The 14,135-nt window shown below is 74.3% G+C and carries 15 protein-coding genes; 2 read left to right on the forward strand and 13 right to left on the reverse strand.

What is annotated here, in order from left to right:
- Positions 1–1,341: 1,341 nt before the first annotated feature.
- Both AB0469_RS07560 and AB0469_RS07565 read right to left on the reverse strand, forming a co-directional pair.
- Complete coding sequence (locus AB0469_RS07560) at positions 1,342–2,232, reverse strand: polysaccharide deacetylase family protein (protein WP_366450411.1); 891 nt, start codon at positions 2,230–2,232, stop codon at positions 1,342–1,344.
- Positions 2,229–3,101, reverse strand: a complete 873-nt coding sequence (locus AB0469_RS07565; protein WP_366450412.1) for a polysaccharide deacetylase family protein — start codon at positions 3,099–3,101, stop codon at positions 2,229–2,231. The genes AB0469_RS07560 and AB0469_RS07565 overlap by 4 nt, the downstream gene beginning before the upstream one ends.
- Positions 3,102–3,251: 150 nt before the next feature.
- Between AB0469_RS07565 and AB0469_RS07570 the strand changes: the two genes are divergently transcribed.
- Entirely contained in the window at positions 3,252–4,442 is a 1,191-nt protein-coding gene (locus tag AB0469_RS07570; RefSeq protein ID WP_366450493.1) for a methyltransferase domain-containing protein, read from the forward strand.
- 214 nt (positions 4,443–4,656) lie between these two features.
- Here the strand turns inward: AB0469_RS07570 and AB0469_RS07575 are convergent, their stop codons facing one another.
- Genes AB0469_RS07575 through tsaB form a run of 5 tightly spaced genes read right to left on the reverse strand, consistent with a single transcriptional unit; the run spans position 4,657 to position 8,084 of the window.
- On the reverse strand, positions 4,657–5,349 hold the full coding sequence (locus AB0469_RS07575; RefSeq protein WP_366450413.1) for a hypothetical protein: 693 nt from the start codon (positions 5,347–5,349) through the stop codon (positions 4,657–4,659).
- A 57-nt stretch (positions 5,350–5,406) separates the two neighbouring features.
- Positions 5,407–5,667, reverse strand: a complete 261-nt coding sequence (locus AB0469_RS07580) for a hypothetical protein (protein WP_366450494.1) — start codon at positions 5,665–5,667, stop codon at positions 5,407–5,409.
- A 17-nt stretch (positions 5,668–5,684) separates the two neighbouring features.
- Positions 5,685–6,827 carry a tRNA (adenosine(37)-N6)-threonylcarbamoyltransferase complex transferase subunit TsaD gene (gene tsaD / locus AB0469_RS07585; protein WP_366450414.1) on the reverse strand — a complete coding sequence of 381 codons (1,143 nt, stop codon included), beginning with the start codon at positions 6,825–6,827 and terminating at the stop codon, positions 5,685–5,687.
- Positions 6,820–7,410, reverse strand: coding sequence for a ribosomal protein S18-alanine N-acetyltransferase (rimI, locus tag AB0469_RS07590; protein ID WP_366450415.1), 591 nt, complete (start codon positions 7,408–7,410; stop codon positions 6,820–6,822). The genes tsaD and rimI overlap by 8 nt, the downstream gene beginning before the upstream one ends.
- Positions 7,407–8,084: a tRNA (adenosine(37)-N6)-threonylcarbamoyltransferase complex dimerization subunit type 1 TsaB gene (tsaB, locus tag AB0469_RS07595; protein WP_366450416.1), complete on the reverse strand. Its 678-nt coding sequence runs from the start codon at positions 8,082–8,084 to the stop codon at positions 7,407–7,409. Before tsaB ends, rimI begins: the two co-directional genes overlap by 4 nt.
- 157 nt (positions 8,085–8,241) lie before the next feature.
- Here tsaB and AB0469_RS07600 point away from each other — a divergent pair, with 157 nt between their 5' ends.
- Positions 8,242–8,802, forward strand: coding sequence for a hypothetical protein (locus tag AB0469_RS07600; protein WP_366450417.1), 561 nt, complete (start codon positions 8,242–8,244; stop codon positions 8,800–8,802).
- Between the two features lie 70 nt (positions 8,803–8,872).
- Here AB0469_RS07600 and AB0469_RS07605 read toward each other — a convergent pair whose 3' ends face one another.
- The 6 genes from AB0469_RS07605 to AB0469_RS07630 all read right to left on the reverse strand — a co-directional run bounded on the left by AB0469_RS07605 (position 8,873) and on the right by AB0469_RS07630 (position 14,128).
- Positions 8,873–9,055, reverse strand: coding sequence for a hypothetical protein (locus AB0469_RS07605; RefSeq protein ID WP_366450418.1), 183 nt, complete (start codon positions 9,053–9,055; stop codon positions 8,873–8,875).
- Positions 9,056–9,186: 131 nt separating this feature from the next.
- Positions 9,187–9,747 carry a tRNA (adenosine(37)-N6)-threonylcarbamoyltransferase complex ATPase subunit type 1 TsaE gene (gene tsaE / locus AB0469_RS07610; RefSeq protein WP_366450419.1) on the reverse strand — a complete coding sequence of 187 codons (561 nt, stop codon included), beginning with the start codon at positions 9,745–9,747 and terminating at the stop codon, positions 9,187–9,189.
- Positions 9,704–10,894: an alpha/beta hydrolase gene (locus AB0469_RS07615; RefSeq protein WP_366450420.1), complete on the reverse strand. Its 1,191-nt coding sequence runs from the start codon at positions 10,892–10,894 to the stop codon at positions 9,704–9,706. The genes tsaE and AB0469_RS07615 overlap by 44 nt, the downstream gene beginning before the upstream one ends.
- A gap of 40 nt (positions 10,895–10,934) precedes the next feature.
- Complete coding sequence (gene alr / locus AB0469_RS07620; RefSeq protein WP_366450421.1) at positions 10,935–12,071, reverse strand: alanine racemase; 1,137 nt, start codon at positions 12,069–12,071, stop codon at positions 10,935–10,937.
- A gap of 246 nt (positions 12,072–12,317) precedes the next feature.
- Entirely contained in the window at positions 12,318–13,733 is a 1,416-nt protein-coding gene (locus AB0469_RS07625) for an NAD(P)H-hydrate dehydratase (protein WP_366450422.1), read from the reverse strand.
- Positions 13,734–13,759: 26 nt separating this feature from the next.
- The gene (locus AB0469_RS07630) at positions 13,760–14,128 is read right to left on the reverse strand and encodes a holo-ACP synthase (RefSeq protein ID WP_366450423.1); all 369 of its coding nucleotides are present in this window, start codon (positions 14,126–14,128) and stop codon (positions 13,760–13,762) included.
- Between the last annotated feature and the right edge of the window lie 7 nt (positions 14,129–14,135).

A 14,135-nucleotide genomic window follows, 5' to 3' on the forward strand; every position in this document is an offset into this window, starting at 1 on the left:
GGCCATCGCCCCCGCGAGGGGTCGGGGGCCGGGCGGTGGCTGCCCACCCACCTCGCAGCGGTACCTGACGGGGCGGTGGCGAAGACGGCGGCCGGGACCGGGGAACGACGGGACCTCGGCTGGGCGGCAGGGGGAGGGCTTGGGGGTTTCCCGTCAGTCTCATCGTCCTTCCGCGTCGTGACGGCCCGTCAAGGGCGCTCCCTCCGGTCGCGTCGCTGCGCGATGGCCTTCGGCCACCCTTGACAGGCCGCCCCGCCACGAAAAGCCGAAGACTGCCGGGAAACCCCCAAGAGAACGGCACGGTTCCTTGATGGACAACCGGCAGGACAGCAATCAGACGAGGTCGCCGGGGCCCGCCTCACCGCCCATCCGGCCCCTTTGAGCCTGCGACCGGGGCCGCCCCCACGCATCAGATCGCTACGCGCTCCTCTTTCCTCAGCGTCCGGCGACCGCCCGGGGCAGATCCCCGCGCCAAAGGACGAAGAGAGGGGCCTCCGGAGCCGATAAGCGCCTCAGATCGCTACGCGCTCCTCATTCCTCAGCGTCCGCAGTCCGTCCGGGGCCGATCCCCGCGCCAAAGGACGACCAGGACGCCATGGGGCGACGCCAGGCGCGTGAGATCGGTACGCGCTCCTCATTTCTCGGCGTCTGGCAGCCGCCTTGGGCTGGGATGCCCTGTCGGTCGTCCTGTGCCCAGACGGCGGCCGGACGCCGACACCAGGGCAGCGCGTAGCGATCTGATGCGCCTGACCTGCCCGGATGCCCATCACCTCGTCCTTGGGTGCGGAGATCGGCCCCGGACGGGGCGCAGACGCTGAGATTTCAGGAGCGCGTAGCGATCTGAGGCGCCTGTCGGCTCCGGAGGCCCATCTCCTCGTCCTTCGGTGCGGGGATCGGCCCCGGACGGACTGCGGACGCCGAGACGAGCGAAGCGCGTAGCGATCTGACGCGTGAGAGCGGCCCCGGTCGCATGCTCAAAGGGGCCGGATGGGCGGTGAGGCCGCCCCCGACCACCCCGCCTCGTCCCTGACACGGCCGCATGTCCATCAAGGAACCGTGCCGTTCTTTTGGGGGTTTCCCGGCAGTCTTCGGCTTTTCGTGGCGGGGCGGTCTGTCAAGGGTGGCCGAAGGCCATCGCGCAGCGACGCGACGAAGGAGCGCCCTTGACGGGCCGCCCCGACGCGGAAGGACGATGAGACGGACGGGAAACCCCAAGCCCTCCCCATCCCGTCCCGCCGAGACCCCGCCGTTCCCCGGTACCGCCCCGCCGTTCAGGTCCCGTCCCGCGGGGCACCGCGCCCAACCCCTCGCGGGGGAGATGGCCGCCCCGCGCCGGGTTCCCTACAGGTAGTCCTCCAGGCGGGCGATCTTGTAGCCCTGTTCCTGTATGTGCTGGAGCATCCGCTGCGTCATGTGGATCTCCGTCGCGCCCTTGAGTTCCGACGGGCCGCGGAAGTGGGCCAGGATGATGTCACCGGGCTTGAGGGCCGAGCCCTCGGCGTACTGGAAGTCGTTTATCTGCATCGACGCCCGCCACAGCACGACCGTGTTGATGCCGCATTCGGATGCGGCCTTCAGGGTGTCGTCGTTGTAGTTGCCGAACGGCGGGCGGAAGAGGACGGGGCGCTTGCCGAAGCGCTTCTCCAGGCGCTCCTGCTGGCCGCATATCTCCTTCTTCTGCGCCGCGAACGCCAGCGTGCGCATGTTCGGGTGCGTCAGGGTGTGGTTGTTCACCGTGCTGTTCGAGCCGTTGTCGCGGATCTTCTCGAAGTAGCCGTAGTCCGACGAAGCCACGTTGTCCGTCAGGAACATGCTGATCGGCAGCTTCAGGTCGGCCGCCATCTTCAGGAACTCGGGGTCCTTCTCCGCGCCGTCGTCGAAGGTCAGGAAGACGACCTTGTCGTTCGGCGCCACGGGTATTCGGTCCAGCACCACCGGCTTGCCCGGCCCCGCCGGCTTGGGGAGTTGGGGCTTCTGCGCGGGCTTCGGGGCGTACTGCAGCGGGGCGGTCAGCCCCCACTTGCGGTACGCCTCGTCCCCCGGGGTGCCCGCCTGGGCGGAGGCGGCCGCGGAGGCCGGGGCGGACGGGGAGGCCGACGGGGCCCCCGGCGTCTGCCCGGCCTTGCGGCCCAGCCTCTCGATCGGATCCACGCTGTTCCCGCATCCCGACAGGGACAGCGCGAGCGCGCCGGCCGTCAGCGTCCCGGCCATCAGCCGGCGCGCGTACTTCACAGGTAATCCTCCAGGCGGGCCACGGCGTACCCCTTGTCCGTGACGGTCTTCATGACATGACGGATCATGTCAGGCATCGTGCCCTTCCAGTCCTCTCGACCCCGGAAGTGCGTGAGGATGATGTCCCCGGGGTGCAGGTCCCTGTCCCACTCACGGTAGTCCATCCGGTTCGGGAAGGCTTCCGCGTTCCACAGCGGAACGGCCTTGATGCCACAGGACTTCGCCGCGCGCAGCGTGTCCTGGTTGTAGTTGCCGTACGGGGGCCGGAAGAGCTGGGGCCGCTTGCCGAACTGCTTCTGGATGGTGTCCTGCTGACCGCAGATCTCGTCCCGCTGCTGCTCGTAGTTGAGACCGGGCATGTAGCGGTGGTTGAGGGTGTGGTTGTTCAGCGTGACGCCGGCGGCCTGCATCTCCTTGAAGTACGGGTAGTTGTCGCGGACGAGGTAGTCGCTGAGGAACGCCGTGTACGGGAGCTTCAGCTCCTGCATCATCCGGATGAACTCGGGGTCCTTCTCGGCCCCGTCGTCGACGGTCAGGAAGACGACCTTGTCCTCGGTCGGGACGGTGGTGAAGACCGGGGGCAGCTCGTCCTGGCCCTCGACCTCGAAGCCCTCGCGGGTGGTGATCTCGGGCTTCGTCTTGGGTCCGGCCGGTGCCATGAGCGGGGTCTTGGCCAGGCCCCACTTCTTCGCCATGGCGACGCGGGCCTGCTGGGCGGCCTTGAGCTGCTCGGCGGAGCCGGGGAGGGCGCCGGCCGCGCCGGAGCCGGCCTCGGCGGCCCTGTCCGGTTTGCCCTTGACCGGCGTACCCGGGTCCGCGGCGCCGCACCCCGTGCCCAGGGCGGCGACCAGCAGCGCGGCCGCGGCCACCCCGTACCGGCCGCGCGGGCGCGCCGCGGACCGGTGACCAAACTGCGTGGGATTTCCCTTTTGTCGTACTAGCTGCATAGCAGCGGATCCTTGCACCCCACGGCCCGGCTCACCGGCCGACACCACGGCCGCAGTCCCCCCTTCCACCGACTGGCCGACAATGGAGCCGTGACTCCCGAAGACTTCGCCGCGCTCCTCACCCCCGAGGGCCGCGCGCTCCTCGACTCGCTCCGCGACTACGACCCGGCCCGGGAACTGGCCGTCGCCACCCGGCTGCGCCGCGAGCACCCCGCCGGGCTGGTGTCGGCCGCGCTGGGGCAGGCCCGGCTGCGGCAGCGGGCGGTGGCGAAGTTCGGCGCCGAGGACGCGTTCCGGATGTTCTTCACCCCCGGCGGCGGCGAGATGGCCACCCGCGCGTCGGTGGCCTCCTACCGGGCCGACCGGCTCGCCGAGCTGGGCGTACGGAGCGTGGCGGACCTGTGCTGCGGGATCGGCGGGGACGCCCTCGCCCTGGCGCGGCGCGGGATCCGGGTGCTGGCCGTGGACCTGGACCCGCTGACGGTGGCGGTCGCGCGGGCCAACGCGGAGGCGCTGGGGCTGGCGGACCTGATCGAGGTCCGGGAGGCGGACGTGACGACCGTCGACGTCTCCTCGTACGACGCCGTCTTCATCGACCCGGCGCGGCGCGGCGGGCGGGGCCGGATCTTCGACCCGGAGTCGTACTCGCCGCCGCTGTCGTGGGCGGTCGGGGCGGCGCGGGCGGCGAAGTACGCCGCCGTCAAGATCGCACCCGGGATCCCGCACGAGGCGGTGCCGGCGGAGGCCGAGGCGGAGTGGATCTCGGACCACGGGGACGTGAAGGAGGCCGTGCTCTGGTTCGGCACCGCGCCCGGCACGGTACGGGCGACCCTGCTGCCGGGGCCGGTCGGGCTGCACACCGCCGAGCCGCTGCCGGATCCCGGGGCGGGGCCGGTGGGGCGCTGGCTGTACGAGCCGGACGGGGCGGTGATCCGGGCGCACCTGGTCGCGGAGGTGGCGGAGCGGCTGGACGGACGGCTGATCGACCCGACGATCGCGTACATCACGGCCGACGAGCTGCGGGCCACGCCGTACGCGACGGCGTACGAGATCACGGACGTGCTGCCGTTCGGGCTGAAGAAGCTGAAGGCGCTGCTGCGGGAGCGGGAGGTGGGGGTGCTGACGGTGAAGAAGCGGGGGTCGGCGATCGAGCCGGAGGAGCTGCGGCGGAAGGTCAAGCCGTCGGGGCCGCATTCGGCGACGGTGTTCCTGACGCGGGTGGCGGGGGCGCCGGCGATGCTCATCGGCTCGCCGGTTTCCTAGGGGTCCACGGCGCTCCGCCCCGGACCCCGCGCCTCGATCGCCGGCGGGGCCGGATTGCGGCCGACCCCCCGTGGCCGAGTGCCGCATCGCCGCGCCTCACCGGCGGGGCCGGATTACGGCCGACCCCCCGTGGCCCAGTGCCGCATGGCGGCGCCTCACCGGCGGGGCCGGATTCCGGCCGGCCCCCGGTGGGCAGGTGGCGCGTCGCCGGGGCTCAGGCGCCCGCGAGGCTGGACTTCGTCGGGCGGGGGTGGATCGGGGCGGTGGCGGTGCCGGCGCGGGGCCGGTTCGGGCGGGCCGTGCGTGCCCGCAGGGACCAGCTGTAGTGGGTGGCGGCCTTGGCCAGGCCCAGGAGGGCGGTGATCCACAGGATCATGCCGAGGCCCATGACGTACGCGATCTGCCCGACGGTGTCCGTGTCCGGCCGGGCGCCCGCCGCCGCGGCGAAGGCCGTCCAGAGGCCGAGGGCGCCCAGGGCCAGTGAGGCCACCAGCCACACCGCGCTCCGGCCCGGGGCGCGCAGGACCGCGTCCGTCCCGGGGTCCCGGCCGGCGACGACCCAGGCGCACAGCAGCCGGTGCACCCGGCGCTCCTGCCGGGCGCCCCGCACGAAGCAGTATCCGGCCGGTCCCAGCACCCCCAGGCCCATCACCGCGAAGACGGCGCCGAAGAGGTGGTCCAGCCCCGCACCGGACTCGAAGGTCATCACGGCCATGCCGACGAAGGTCCAGCCGAGTGCGAAGACCGCCGCCACCAGCCAGAGCAGCACCAGTCGTCCCAGGCCCAGGCTGCGGCGGCTCAGGTCGGCGAGGAAGCGCGCGCGGTCGGCCCGTACGACGCTCTCGTCCAGCCACTCGCGCAGGTGCGCGGGCGGCGGCGGGGGCGGCAGGTCTCGGCGGCTAGGCATGCGGACGACCCTAGCGGCGCCCCGTCGAGCTTCACCGCAGCGCTCCTCGACCCTCGGTCAGCCGCCGTCCGTGACCTCGACGGACTCGAACCGCCAGCGGTGCACGGCCCGGGTGATCAGGTCCGCCGCGGGCTCCGGCAGCTCGGGCAGTCCGGCCGCCGTGCCGCCTTCCGGGACCTCCCACCAGGTGATCACGAGGACCCGGTCCTGGGTGGCGCGCAGCACCTCGCGGCGCAGCGGCTCCCGGGCCAGGACCTGGGCGCGGGCCCACTCCAGCAGCTCGTTGCCCCGGCCCTCGGCGGCCCGGGCCTCCCACATCAGGGCGACGACGGTGTTCACGAGTAGAGGTTGTCCTTGCTCAGCTCGTGCACGTGGTCGTGGGAGTGGGCGCCGCCCCCGTGGCCGTGGCCGTGGGAGTGGTCGTGGTCGTGGGCCGTGCCCGGGACGTGGGGGTCGGTCACCGGGAGGGAGGAGTCCGCCGACAGGTCCCAGTCCGAGGCCGGACGGTTCCGCTTGACCATCTCCGCGCCCAGGGCCGCGACCATCGCGCCGTTGTCGGTGCACAGCTTGGGCCGCGGGACGCGCAGGATGATGCCGGCGTCGTCGCACCGCTCCTGCGCGAGCGAGCGCAGCCGGGAGTTGGCCGCCACACCGCCGCCGATCATCAGGTGGTCCACACCCTCGTCCTTGCAGGCCCGGATCGCCTTGCGCGTCAGCACGTCCACCACGGCCTCCTGGAAGGACGCCGCCACGTCGCGCACCGGCACCTCCTCGCCCGCGTTCCGCTTCGCCTCGATCCAGCGGGCCACGGCCGTCTTGAGGCCGGAGAAGGAGAAGTCGTACGCGGGGTCGCGCGACCCCGTGAGCCCGCGCGGGAAGTGGATGGCCTTGGGGTCGCCCTCCTTCGCCAGCCGGTCGATGACCGGGCCGCCGGGGAAGCCCAGCTGGAGGACGCGGGCGATCTTGTCGAAGGCCTCGCCGGCCGCGTCGTCGATGGTGGCGCCGAGCGGCCGTACGTCGCTGGTGATGTCCGGGGCCAGGAGCAGCGAGGAGTGGCCGCCGGAGACCAGCAGGGCCATGGTGGGCTCGGGCAGCGGGCCGTGCTCCAGCTGGTCGACGCAGATGTGCGAGGCGAGGTGGTTGACCCCGTAGAGCGGCTTGCCCAGGGCGTACGCGTACGCCTTCGCGGCCGAGACGCCGACGAGCAGGGCGCCCGCGAGGCCGGGGCCGGCGGTGACGGCGATGCCGTCGAGGTCGCGGGCGCTGACGCCGGCTTCCTTCAGGGCGCGCTCGATGGTCGGGACCATCGCCTCCAGGTGGGCCCGGGAGGCGACCTCGGGGACGACCCCGCCGAAGCGGGCGTGCTCGTCGACGCTGGAGGCGACCGCGTCGGCGAGCAGGGTGGTGCCGCGGACGATGCCGACGCCGGTCTCGTCGCAGGAGGTCTCGATGCCGAGGACGAGCGGTTCGTCAGCCATGGGTCTCACTGCTCTCAGGGTGTTCGTGGGTCTCAGGGGTCGAGGTGGCCGGGCCGGCGGGGTCGGCCGGGGCGGCCGTGCGGGCCGGGTCCGTCAGGCGCATCACCAGCGCGTCGACGTTCCCCGGCTGGTAGTAGCCCCGCCGGAAGCCGATCGGCTCGAAGCCGAAGCGCTCGTAGAGCCGCTGGGCGCGGGTGTTGTCGACCCGGACCTCCAGCAGCACCTCGGCGCATTCGAAGGCGGTCGCGGCGCGCAGCAGTTCGGTGAGGAGCCGGGCGCCGAGTCCGGTGCCCCACTGGTCCTTGGCCGCCGCGATGGTCTGTACGTCGCCCAGGTCGCCGGAGGCCGCCAGGCCCGCGTAGCCGACCAGGCGGCCGGTGGCCCCCGCGGCGGAGCCGCTGTCGGGCGGGATCTCGGCGACGACGTAGCGGCGGCTGGCCCGCGGGCCGCGGGCGTGGGCGAGCTCGGACCAGAACATGCCGGCCGACCAGGCGTCCTCGGGGAAGAGCTCGTGCTCCAGTTCCAGCACCGGTGCGATGTCCCACCAGCGCATCTCGCGGAGCACTGCGGTCGGGGCCGTCACTGCGGGGTGACCACCTTGTAGTTCTTCGGCACCTGGGCGTCGGGGCGGCGCAGGTAGAGCGGGGCCGGGGCGGCGCCGTCGGCGTTCTCGAACGGGATGCCGGCCGCGAGGCGTTCGGCGGCCAGGGCGGCCAGGGCCGCGGCGGACTGGTGCTCGGGGCCGCGGGCGTCGGTGAAGACCTCCGGGTACAGGCGGGCGCCCTGGCCGACCGACGGGAGGCCGGCGACCTGCTCGGCGATGTCGGCGGGGCGGTCGACGGCGGGCTCGCCGACGCGGGTGCGCGGGTCCTCGTAGCGCGCCCAGTAGACCTCCTTGCGACGTGCGTCGGTGGCGACGGTGAAGGGGCCCTCGATCCCGGCGGCGCCCGCGGCGTAGGCGAGGCCGTCGAGGGTGCACAGGCCGTGCACGGGGACGCCGAGGACGGCGGCGAAGGTGGAGGCGGTGACGAGGCCCACGCGCAGCCCGGTGTAGGGGCCGGGGCCGACGCCGACGACGATGCCGGTGAGGGCTTCGAGCTTCACCCCGGCCCGGGCGAGGACCCGGTCCACGGAGGGAAGCAGGAGCTCCCCGTGGCGGCGGGCGTCGACCTGGTGGGACTCGGCCAGGACGGACTCCCCGTCGTGCAGGGCGACGGTGACGGCGGGCGTGGCGGTATCTACGGCGAGCAAGAGCACGCGAACAGCCTACGACTCCCCGGGCCCCGGGCCTTGCGGCCGGTCGGGACGGGGCCCGGCTGCTACCTTTCGACCGGGAGTACGACGCGGCGTCGGGCGGCAACGGCCCGGCTTCGCCGCAGAACCGGTACGCGCAGGCGCGGAGAGGTGGAGCAAGGTGTCACGCAGCAGCTCGGGAATCGTGGCCGGGCTCACCGCCGCGGCGATCGCCGCGATCGGCTTCCTCGGCTACCAGGCCCACGCGACTGCTCCCGCGCACCCCGCGAAGGCCGCCGAGAAGGCTCCGGCGGCCCCGCAGCAGCAGGCTCCGGCGCAGCAGGACGCGGCGAAGCCGGCGGTGCTGCCGGCCGAGTCGGGGGCCGGGCAGCGGGTCGTGTACTCGGTGTCGCAGAAGCGGGTGTGGCTGGTCGCCGCGGACGGCAAGGACCCGAAGACGTTCACGGTGGTGCCGAGCACGGTGCAGCCCGCTCCCGGCAGCTACCTGGTCAATTCGCGCGCGGGGACGGTCACGGGCTCGGACGGGGTGCCGATCGAGCACGTCGTGCGGTTCGCCAGCAGCAGCGAGGGGATCGCGATCGGTTTCAGCGCCCGTGTGGACGGTGCGCTGCCGCAGCCGGACCCGGCGAAGAAGACGGGCGGCATCCGGATGTCGCGTGCGGACGGCGACGCCATGTGGGCCTTCGCGCTCTACAACTCGAAGGTCGTCGTCGTCCAGTAGGACGCCCCCGCCCGGGTCCGGGCACGCTTTTCACCCGTACGTGGGCTCCGTGCCCGGGCCACCGCGGGCTTCAGGCCGCTTCCGGTTCCGTGGAGGCGGCCTGTTCCGCGTCCGCGGCGTCCTCGGCCGCGGGGTCCCGGGGAGCCGGCTCCGAGCGGGCGGGCGGCGTGGACACCGCGGTGGCGGCCGCGCCCGCCGCGAGCAGGGCCCGCATGGACACGACGGGCGCTCGCTCTGCTCCTGCTGCCGACATGGCTGCCTCCTGGGACCCCGGGACGCGGTACTTAGGTACACCTAACCAACGCTCGGTACCATGTCATCACGCGGGCCCGCACCGGCGCAATATCTTCCCGACGGGTTGTCGGTACCCCGTCGGCGGACCGGCTAGGCCGGCGACAGCGCCGCCAGCTGCGGCCCGGCCTGCTCCCAGCGGGCGCCGACACCGCGCAGCGCGACCTCGCGCACGTCGTCCAGGACCTCTTCGTGGCCGACCGCCCGCCCGATGACCACGTGCAGCCGGTCGTCGGAGAGCTCCTCCACCTTGCCGTCGCCCCACTCCACCACGACGACGGACTCGGGCAGCGAGACGTCGAGGTCGAGGTCCTCCATCTCGTCCAGCCCGCCGCCCAGCCGGTACGCGTCCACGTGCACCAGCGGCGGCCCGTCGCCCAGGGACGGGTGCACCCGGGCGATCACGAAGGTCGGCGAGGTCACGGCTCCGCGCACGCCCAGCCCCTCCCCCAGCCCCCGGGTCAGGGTGGTCTTGCCCGCACCGAGCTCACCGGTCAGCAGGACCAGGTCGCCGGGGCGCAGCAGACCGGCGATCCGGCGGCCCAGCTCCTGCATGGAGGCGGGCGAGTCGACGGTGATCAGGGTTTCGGCGGCGGCCTCGGCCAGGGCCTCAGCGGCCGGGCTGCGCGGCGCTTCCCGCTGTACGTCTTCCATGCGCCCCAACGTTAGTCGGTGCGGGGACGGCTCCGGCGCGGGCCAGCAGGCCGGTGAGCAGCCCCGTCACGATCTCGGGGCGCTCCAGCATCATCAGGTGCCCGGTCTCCTCCAGGACCACGAGCTCGGCGGCCGGGAGCTCCTCCTTGATCGCCACGCTGTGCCCGGCCGGGGTGATCATGTCCCGGTCCCCGGCCACGACGGTGACGGGCACGTCGGCGAACCGCTGGAGGGCGGCGCTCTTGTCGTGGCCCTGGAAGGCCGGGTAGAACTCGGCGACCACGTCGATCGGGGTGGCCTCGATCAGCCGCTCGGCGAAGCGCGCGACGCCGGGATCCACGTCGCGGGAGCCGAACGAGTAGAGCTTGATCATTCCGGCGAAGAGGTCGGCGGTGGCCCGGCGGCCCTTCTCCACGAGCTCCACCTGGGAGCCGAGGGCCTTGAGCACGCCCGGCAGCAGGCGGCGCACCGCGCCCTGTCCGATGGACGGCAGCCCGTAGGTGACCTCGTCGAGGCGCCCGCTGGACGTCCCGATCAGGGCCACGCCGAGGACCCGGTCGCGCACCAGCTCCGGGTACTGCTCGGCGAGGGCCATGACGGTCATCCCGCCCATGGAGTGGCCGACGAGGACGAGCGGGCCCTCGGGCGCGGCGGCGTCGATGAGGGCCTTGAGGTCGCGGCCGAGCTGGTCGATGGTGACGGGTTCGCCGTCGGCCTGGGCGAGGCCGCGGGCGCTGCGGCCGTGGCTGCGCTGGTCCCAGTAGACGGAGCGGACGGCGCCGCGCAGGGCGGCGCGCTGGAAGTGCCAGGAGTCCTGGCTGAGGCAGTAGCCGTGGCAGAACACGACGGTGGCCGGTGCCGCGCCCTTGCGCCGCGGCCGGCGCTTCCCGCCGCCGCCGGCGGCCGCACCGGCCCCGTCGAGCTCGTCGACCTCGTAGTAGAGCTCGGTGCCGTCCTCGGCGCGGCAGGTGCCCTCGGTACCGCGCAGGGAGCCGTAGTCCCCCGCGGCGTCGAGGGCGAGGCGTGCTTTCCGGCGGATGCCCCGGCCCACGGTGATCCTTTCGACGGCGACACCGGCAGCGGCGCCCGCCGCTATGACACCGATGGCGGCGCCGGCCCAGCCGGCCTTGCGCCAGTTCTCGCTCACGACACGTTCCCGCTCACGACGTCGCCGTCCTCACTCAGCCTCAGCCGCCGAGGTAGACCCGGGGCACCCGACCTCCGATACGGGTGACGATCTCATACGCGATCGTATGCGCCGCTTGAGCCCAGTCCTCGGCGGTCGGCTCGCCGCGTTCGGCGTCGCCCAGGATGACCACCTCGTCGCCCGCTTCGGCGAGGTCCTCGCCGAGGTCCACGACGAACTGGTCCATGGCGATCCGCCCGGCGGCCCGGCGGATCCTGCCGGAGACGAGCACGGGCCCGCGGCCGGAGGCGTTGCGCGGGATGCCGTCGGCGTAGCCGGCGGGGACGAGCGCGAGGTGGGTCTCGGACTCGGTGACGTAGTGGTGCCCGTAGCTCACGCCGTGGCCGGCGGGGACGGTCTTGACCAGCGCGAGGGAGGCCCTGAGCGTCATCGCGGGCCGCAGGCCGAGCTGGGCGGGGGTGCCGAGCTCGGGCGAGGGCGAGACGCCGTACACGGCCAGGCCGGTGCGCACGAGGTCGAAGTGGCTCTCGGGGAGGGTGAGGGTCGCGGGCGAGTTGGCGATGTGCCGGACCTCGGGGTCGACGCCCTCCTTCTCCGCGTGGGCCAGCATGTCGCGGAAGGCGTCGAGCTGGAGCCGGATGGAGGGGTGGCCCGGCTCGTCGGCGCAGGCGAAGTGGGACCAGACGCCGGTGACCCGGACGGTGCCCTCGGCCTGGGCGGCCACGGCCGCGCCGACGAGGTCGGCCCAGTCGGCGGGCTGACAGCCGTTGCGGCCGAGGCCGGTGTCGGCCTTGAGCTGGATCCGGGCGGTGCGGCCGGCCGCGCGGGCGGCGGCGCGGACCTCGTCCAGGGCCCACATCCCGCTGACGGACACGTCGATGTCGGCCTCGACGGCCTCCCGCCAGGGGCCGCCGGGGGTCCACAGCCAGCACATGATCCGCCCCTGGATCCCGGCGGCGCGCAGCTCCAGCGCCTCCTCGGGGGTGGCGGTGCCGAGCCAGGTGGCCCCGGCCTCCTGGGCCGCCCGGGCGCACTGGAGGGCGCCGTGCCCATAGGCGTTCGACTTGACGACCGCCATCAGCTCGGCCCGCGGCGCCCGTGCGCGCAGTGCGCGCACGTTCGCCCGTACCGCGTCAAGATCGATCTCGGCGTACACGCGCATCGGTGTCTCGTTCATCGCCCACAGTCTCTCAGAACCCCCACCGCTCGGTGATCGGGCATGGTTCGCCCCTCCTCGTCCGGCTCGCCGGACGGGCACCCGGGGCCACCGGCGGGGCGGCCTCTCCCGGCCGCGCCGGCGGGGTGTCCGCTCCCGGCCCAGGGCCTGTCGTCGAAGTCCCGTCGTCGCCCGGAGGGCGGCCCCGCGGCGCATGGTGCGTGCTCTCGGTGCGCCGCGGGGCAGACGGAAGTGTGCCGACAGGCCCTAGGCCATGACGCTCCGCCACGCCCGCGGCAGCGCCGCGGCCACCTCCTGCGCCACCACCGGCGCGCCGTCCGCCGCGAACCGGCCCGCCAGGCCGTGCAGGTACGCCGCCGCCGAGCCCGCGTCCACCGCGCCGAGGCCCCCCGCCAGCAACGCCCCCGCCAGCCCCGACAGCACGTCCCCGCTCCCGGCGGTGGCCAGCCAGGGCGTCCCCGTCGGATTCACCCGCACGGCCCCGCCCCCGGCGGGGGCGACCAGCGTGGTCGACCCCTTCAGCAGCACCGCCGCCCCGTACCGCCCCGCCAACTCCCTTACGGCGGCCAGCCGGCCGGCCTCCACCGCCTCCCGCGCCGCCCCCAGCAGCGCCGCCGCCTCCCCCGCGTGCGGGGTCAGCAGGGTCGCGGCCCGCCGCCGGCGCACCACCGCGCCGTCCAGCCCGCGCAGCCCGTCCGCGTCGACCAGTACCGGCACGTCCGCGTCCGCCAGGGCCCGCTCGACCTCCTCCGCGCGCCCCGAGCCCAGTCCGGGCCCGACCACCCAGGACTGCACCCGCCCCCGTCCGACCAGCACCTCGGGGAAGCGGGCCAGCACGGCGTCCGCCGCCGGCCCCACGTACCGCACCGCGCCCGCGCCGCCCCGCAGGGCCCCCGCCACGGCGAGCACCGCCGCGCCCGGGTACTGCTGCGACCCGGCGACGACCCCGACCACGCCCCGCCGGTACTTGTCGCTCGACGCCGTCGGCACCGGCAGCAGCCGTGCCACGTCTGCGTGTTGCAGCGCCTCGGTCTCCACGGGGGCGCCCGCCAGGTCCAGGCCGATGTCGACCAGCCGCACCGCCCCCACCCGCGAGGCCCCCGGATCGGTCAGCAGCCCCGGCTTGTACGCCCCGAAGGTCACGGTGACGTCGGCCGTCACCGCCGGGCCCGCCACCTCCCCGGTGTCCGCGTCCACCCCGCTCGGGAGGTCCACCGCGACCACGGGCGTCCCGGCCGGGATCCGCTCCACCAGCGCGGCCGCGGCCGGCCGCAGCCCGCCCCGCCCGCCGATCCCGAGCAGCCCGTCCACGACCAGGTCGGCCCGCTCCGGCACCGACGCCCCGACCCGTCCCCCGGCGGCCCGCAGCGCGGCCAGCCCGCCCGGGTGCATCCGCTCCGGGTCCATCGGGACCGCCGTCACCGCGGCCCCGCGCCGCGCCAGCCGCGCGCCCGCGTAGAGGGCGTCGCCGCCGTTGTCGCCGGGCCCGGCCAGCAGGACCACCCGGGCCCCGTGGACCCGGCCGCGGCGCCGGGCCAGCAGCTCCGCGCACACGACGGCCAGCCCGGCCGCGGCCCGCGCCATCAGGGCACCCTCCGGCAGACGGGCCATCAACTGCCGCTCGGCGGCCCGTACGGTCTCCACGCTGTAAGCAGTACGCATGCCACCAGCGTGCCGCACGCGGGGCGTCAGCCCTCGGCGATCACCACCGCCGACGCGATCCCGGCGTCATGGCTCAGCGAGACGTGCCAGGACTTCACGCCGAGCGCCCGGGCCCGGGCCTCGACGGTGCCGGACACCCGCAGCCGGGGCTGCCCGGTCTCCTCGACGTAGACCTCGGCGTCGGTCCACAGCAGCCCGCCGGGCGCGCCGAGTGCCTTGGCCAGGGCCTCCTTGGCCGCGAACCGGGCGGCGAGCGAGGCGACTCCGCGCCGCTCGCCGCTCGGCAGCGTCAACTCGGTGTCGAGGAAGAGCCGCTCCGCCATCTGCGGCGTCCGCTCCAGCGCCGCGCCGAACCGCTCGATCTCGGCCACGTCAATCCCCACACCGACAATCACAACGACA

This window comes from Streptomyces sp. NPDC093801, assembly GCF_040701585.1.
Taxonomy (GTDB): domain Bacteria; phylum Actinomycetota; class Actinomycetes; order Streptomycetales; family Streptomycetaceae; genus Streptomyces.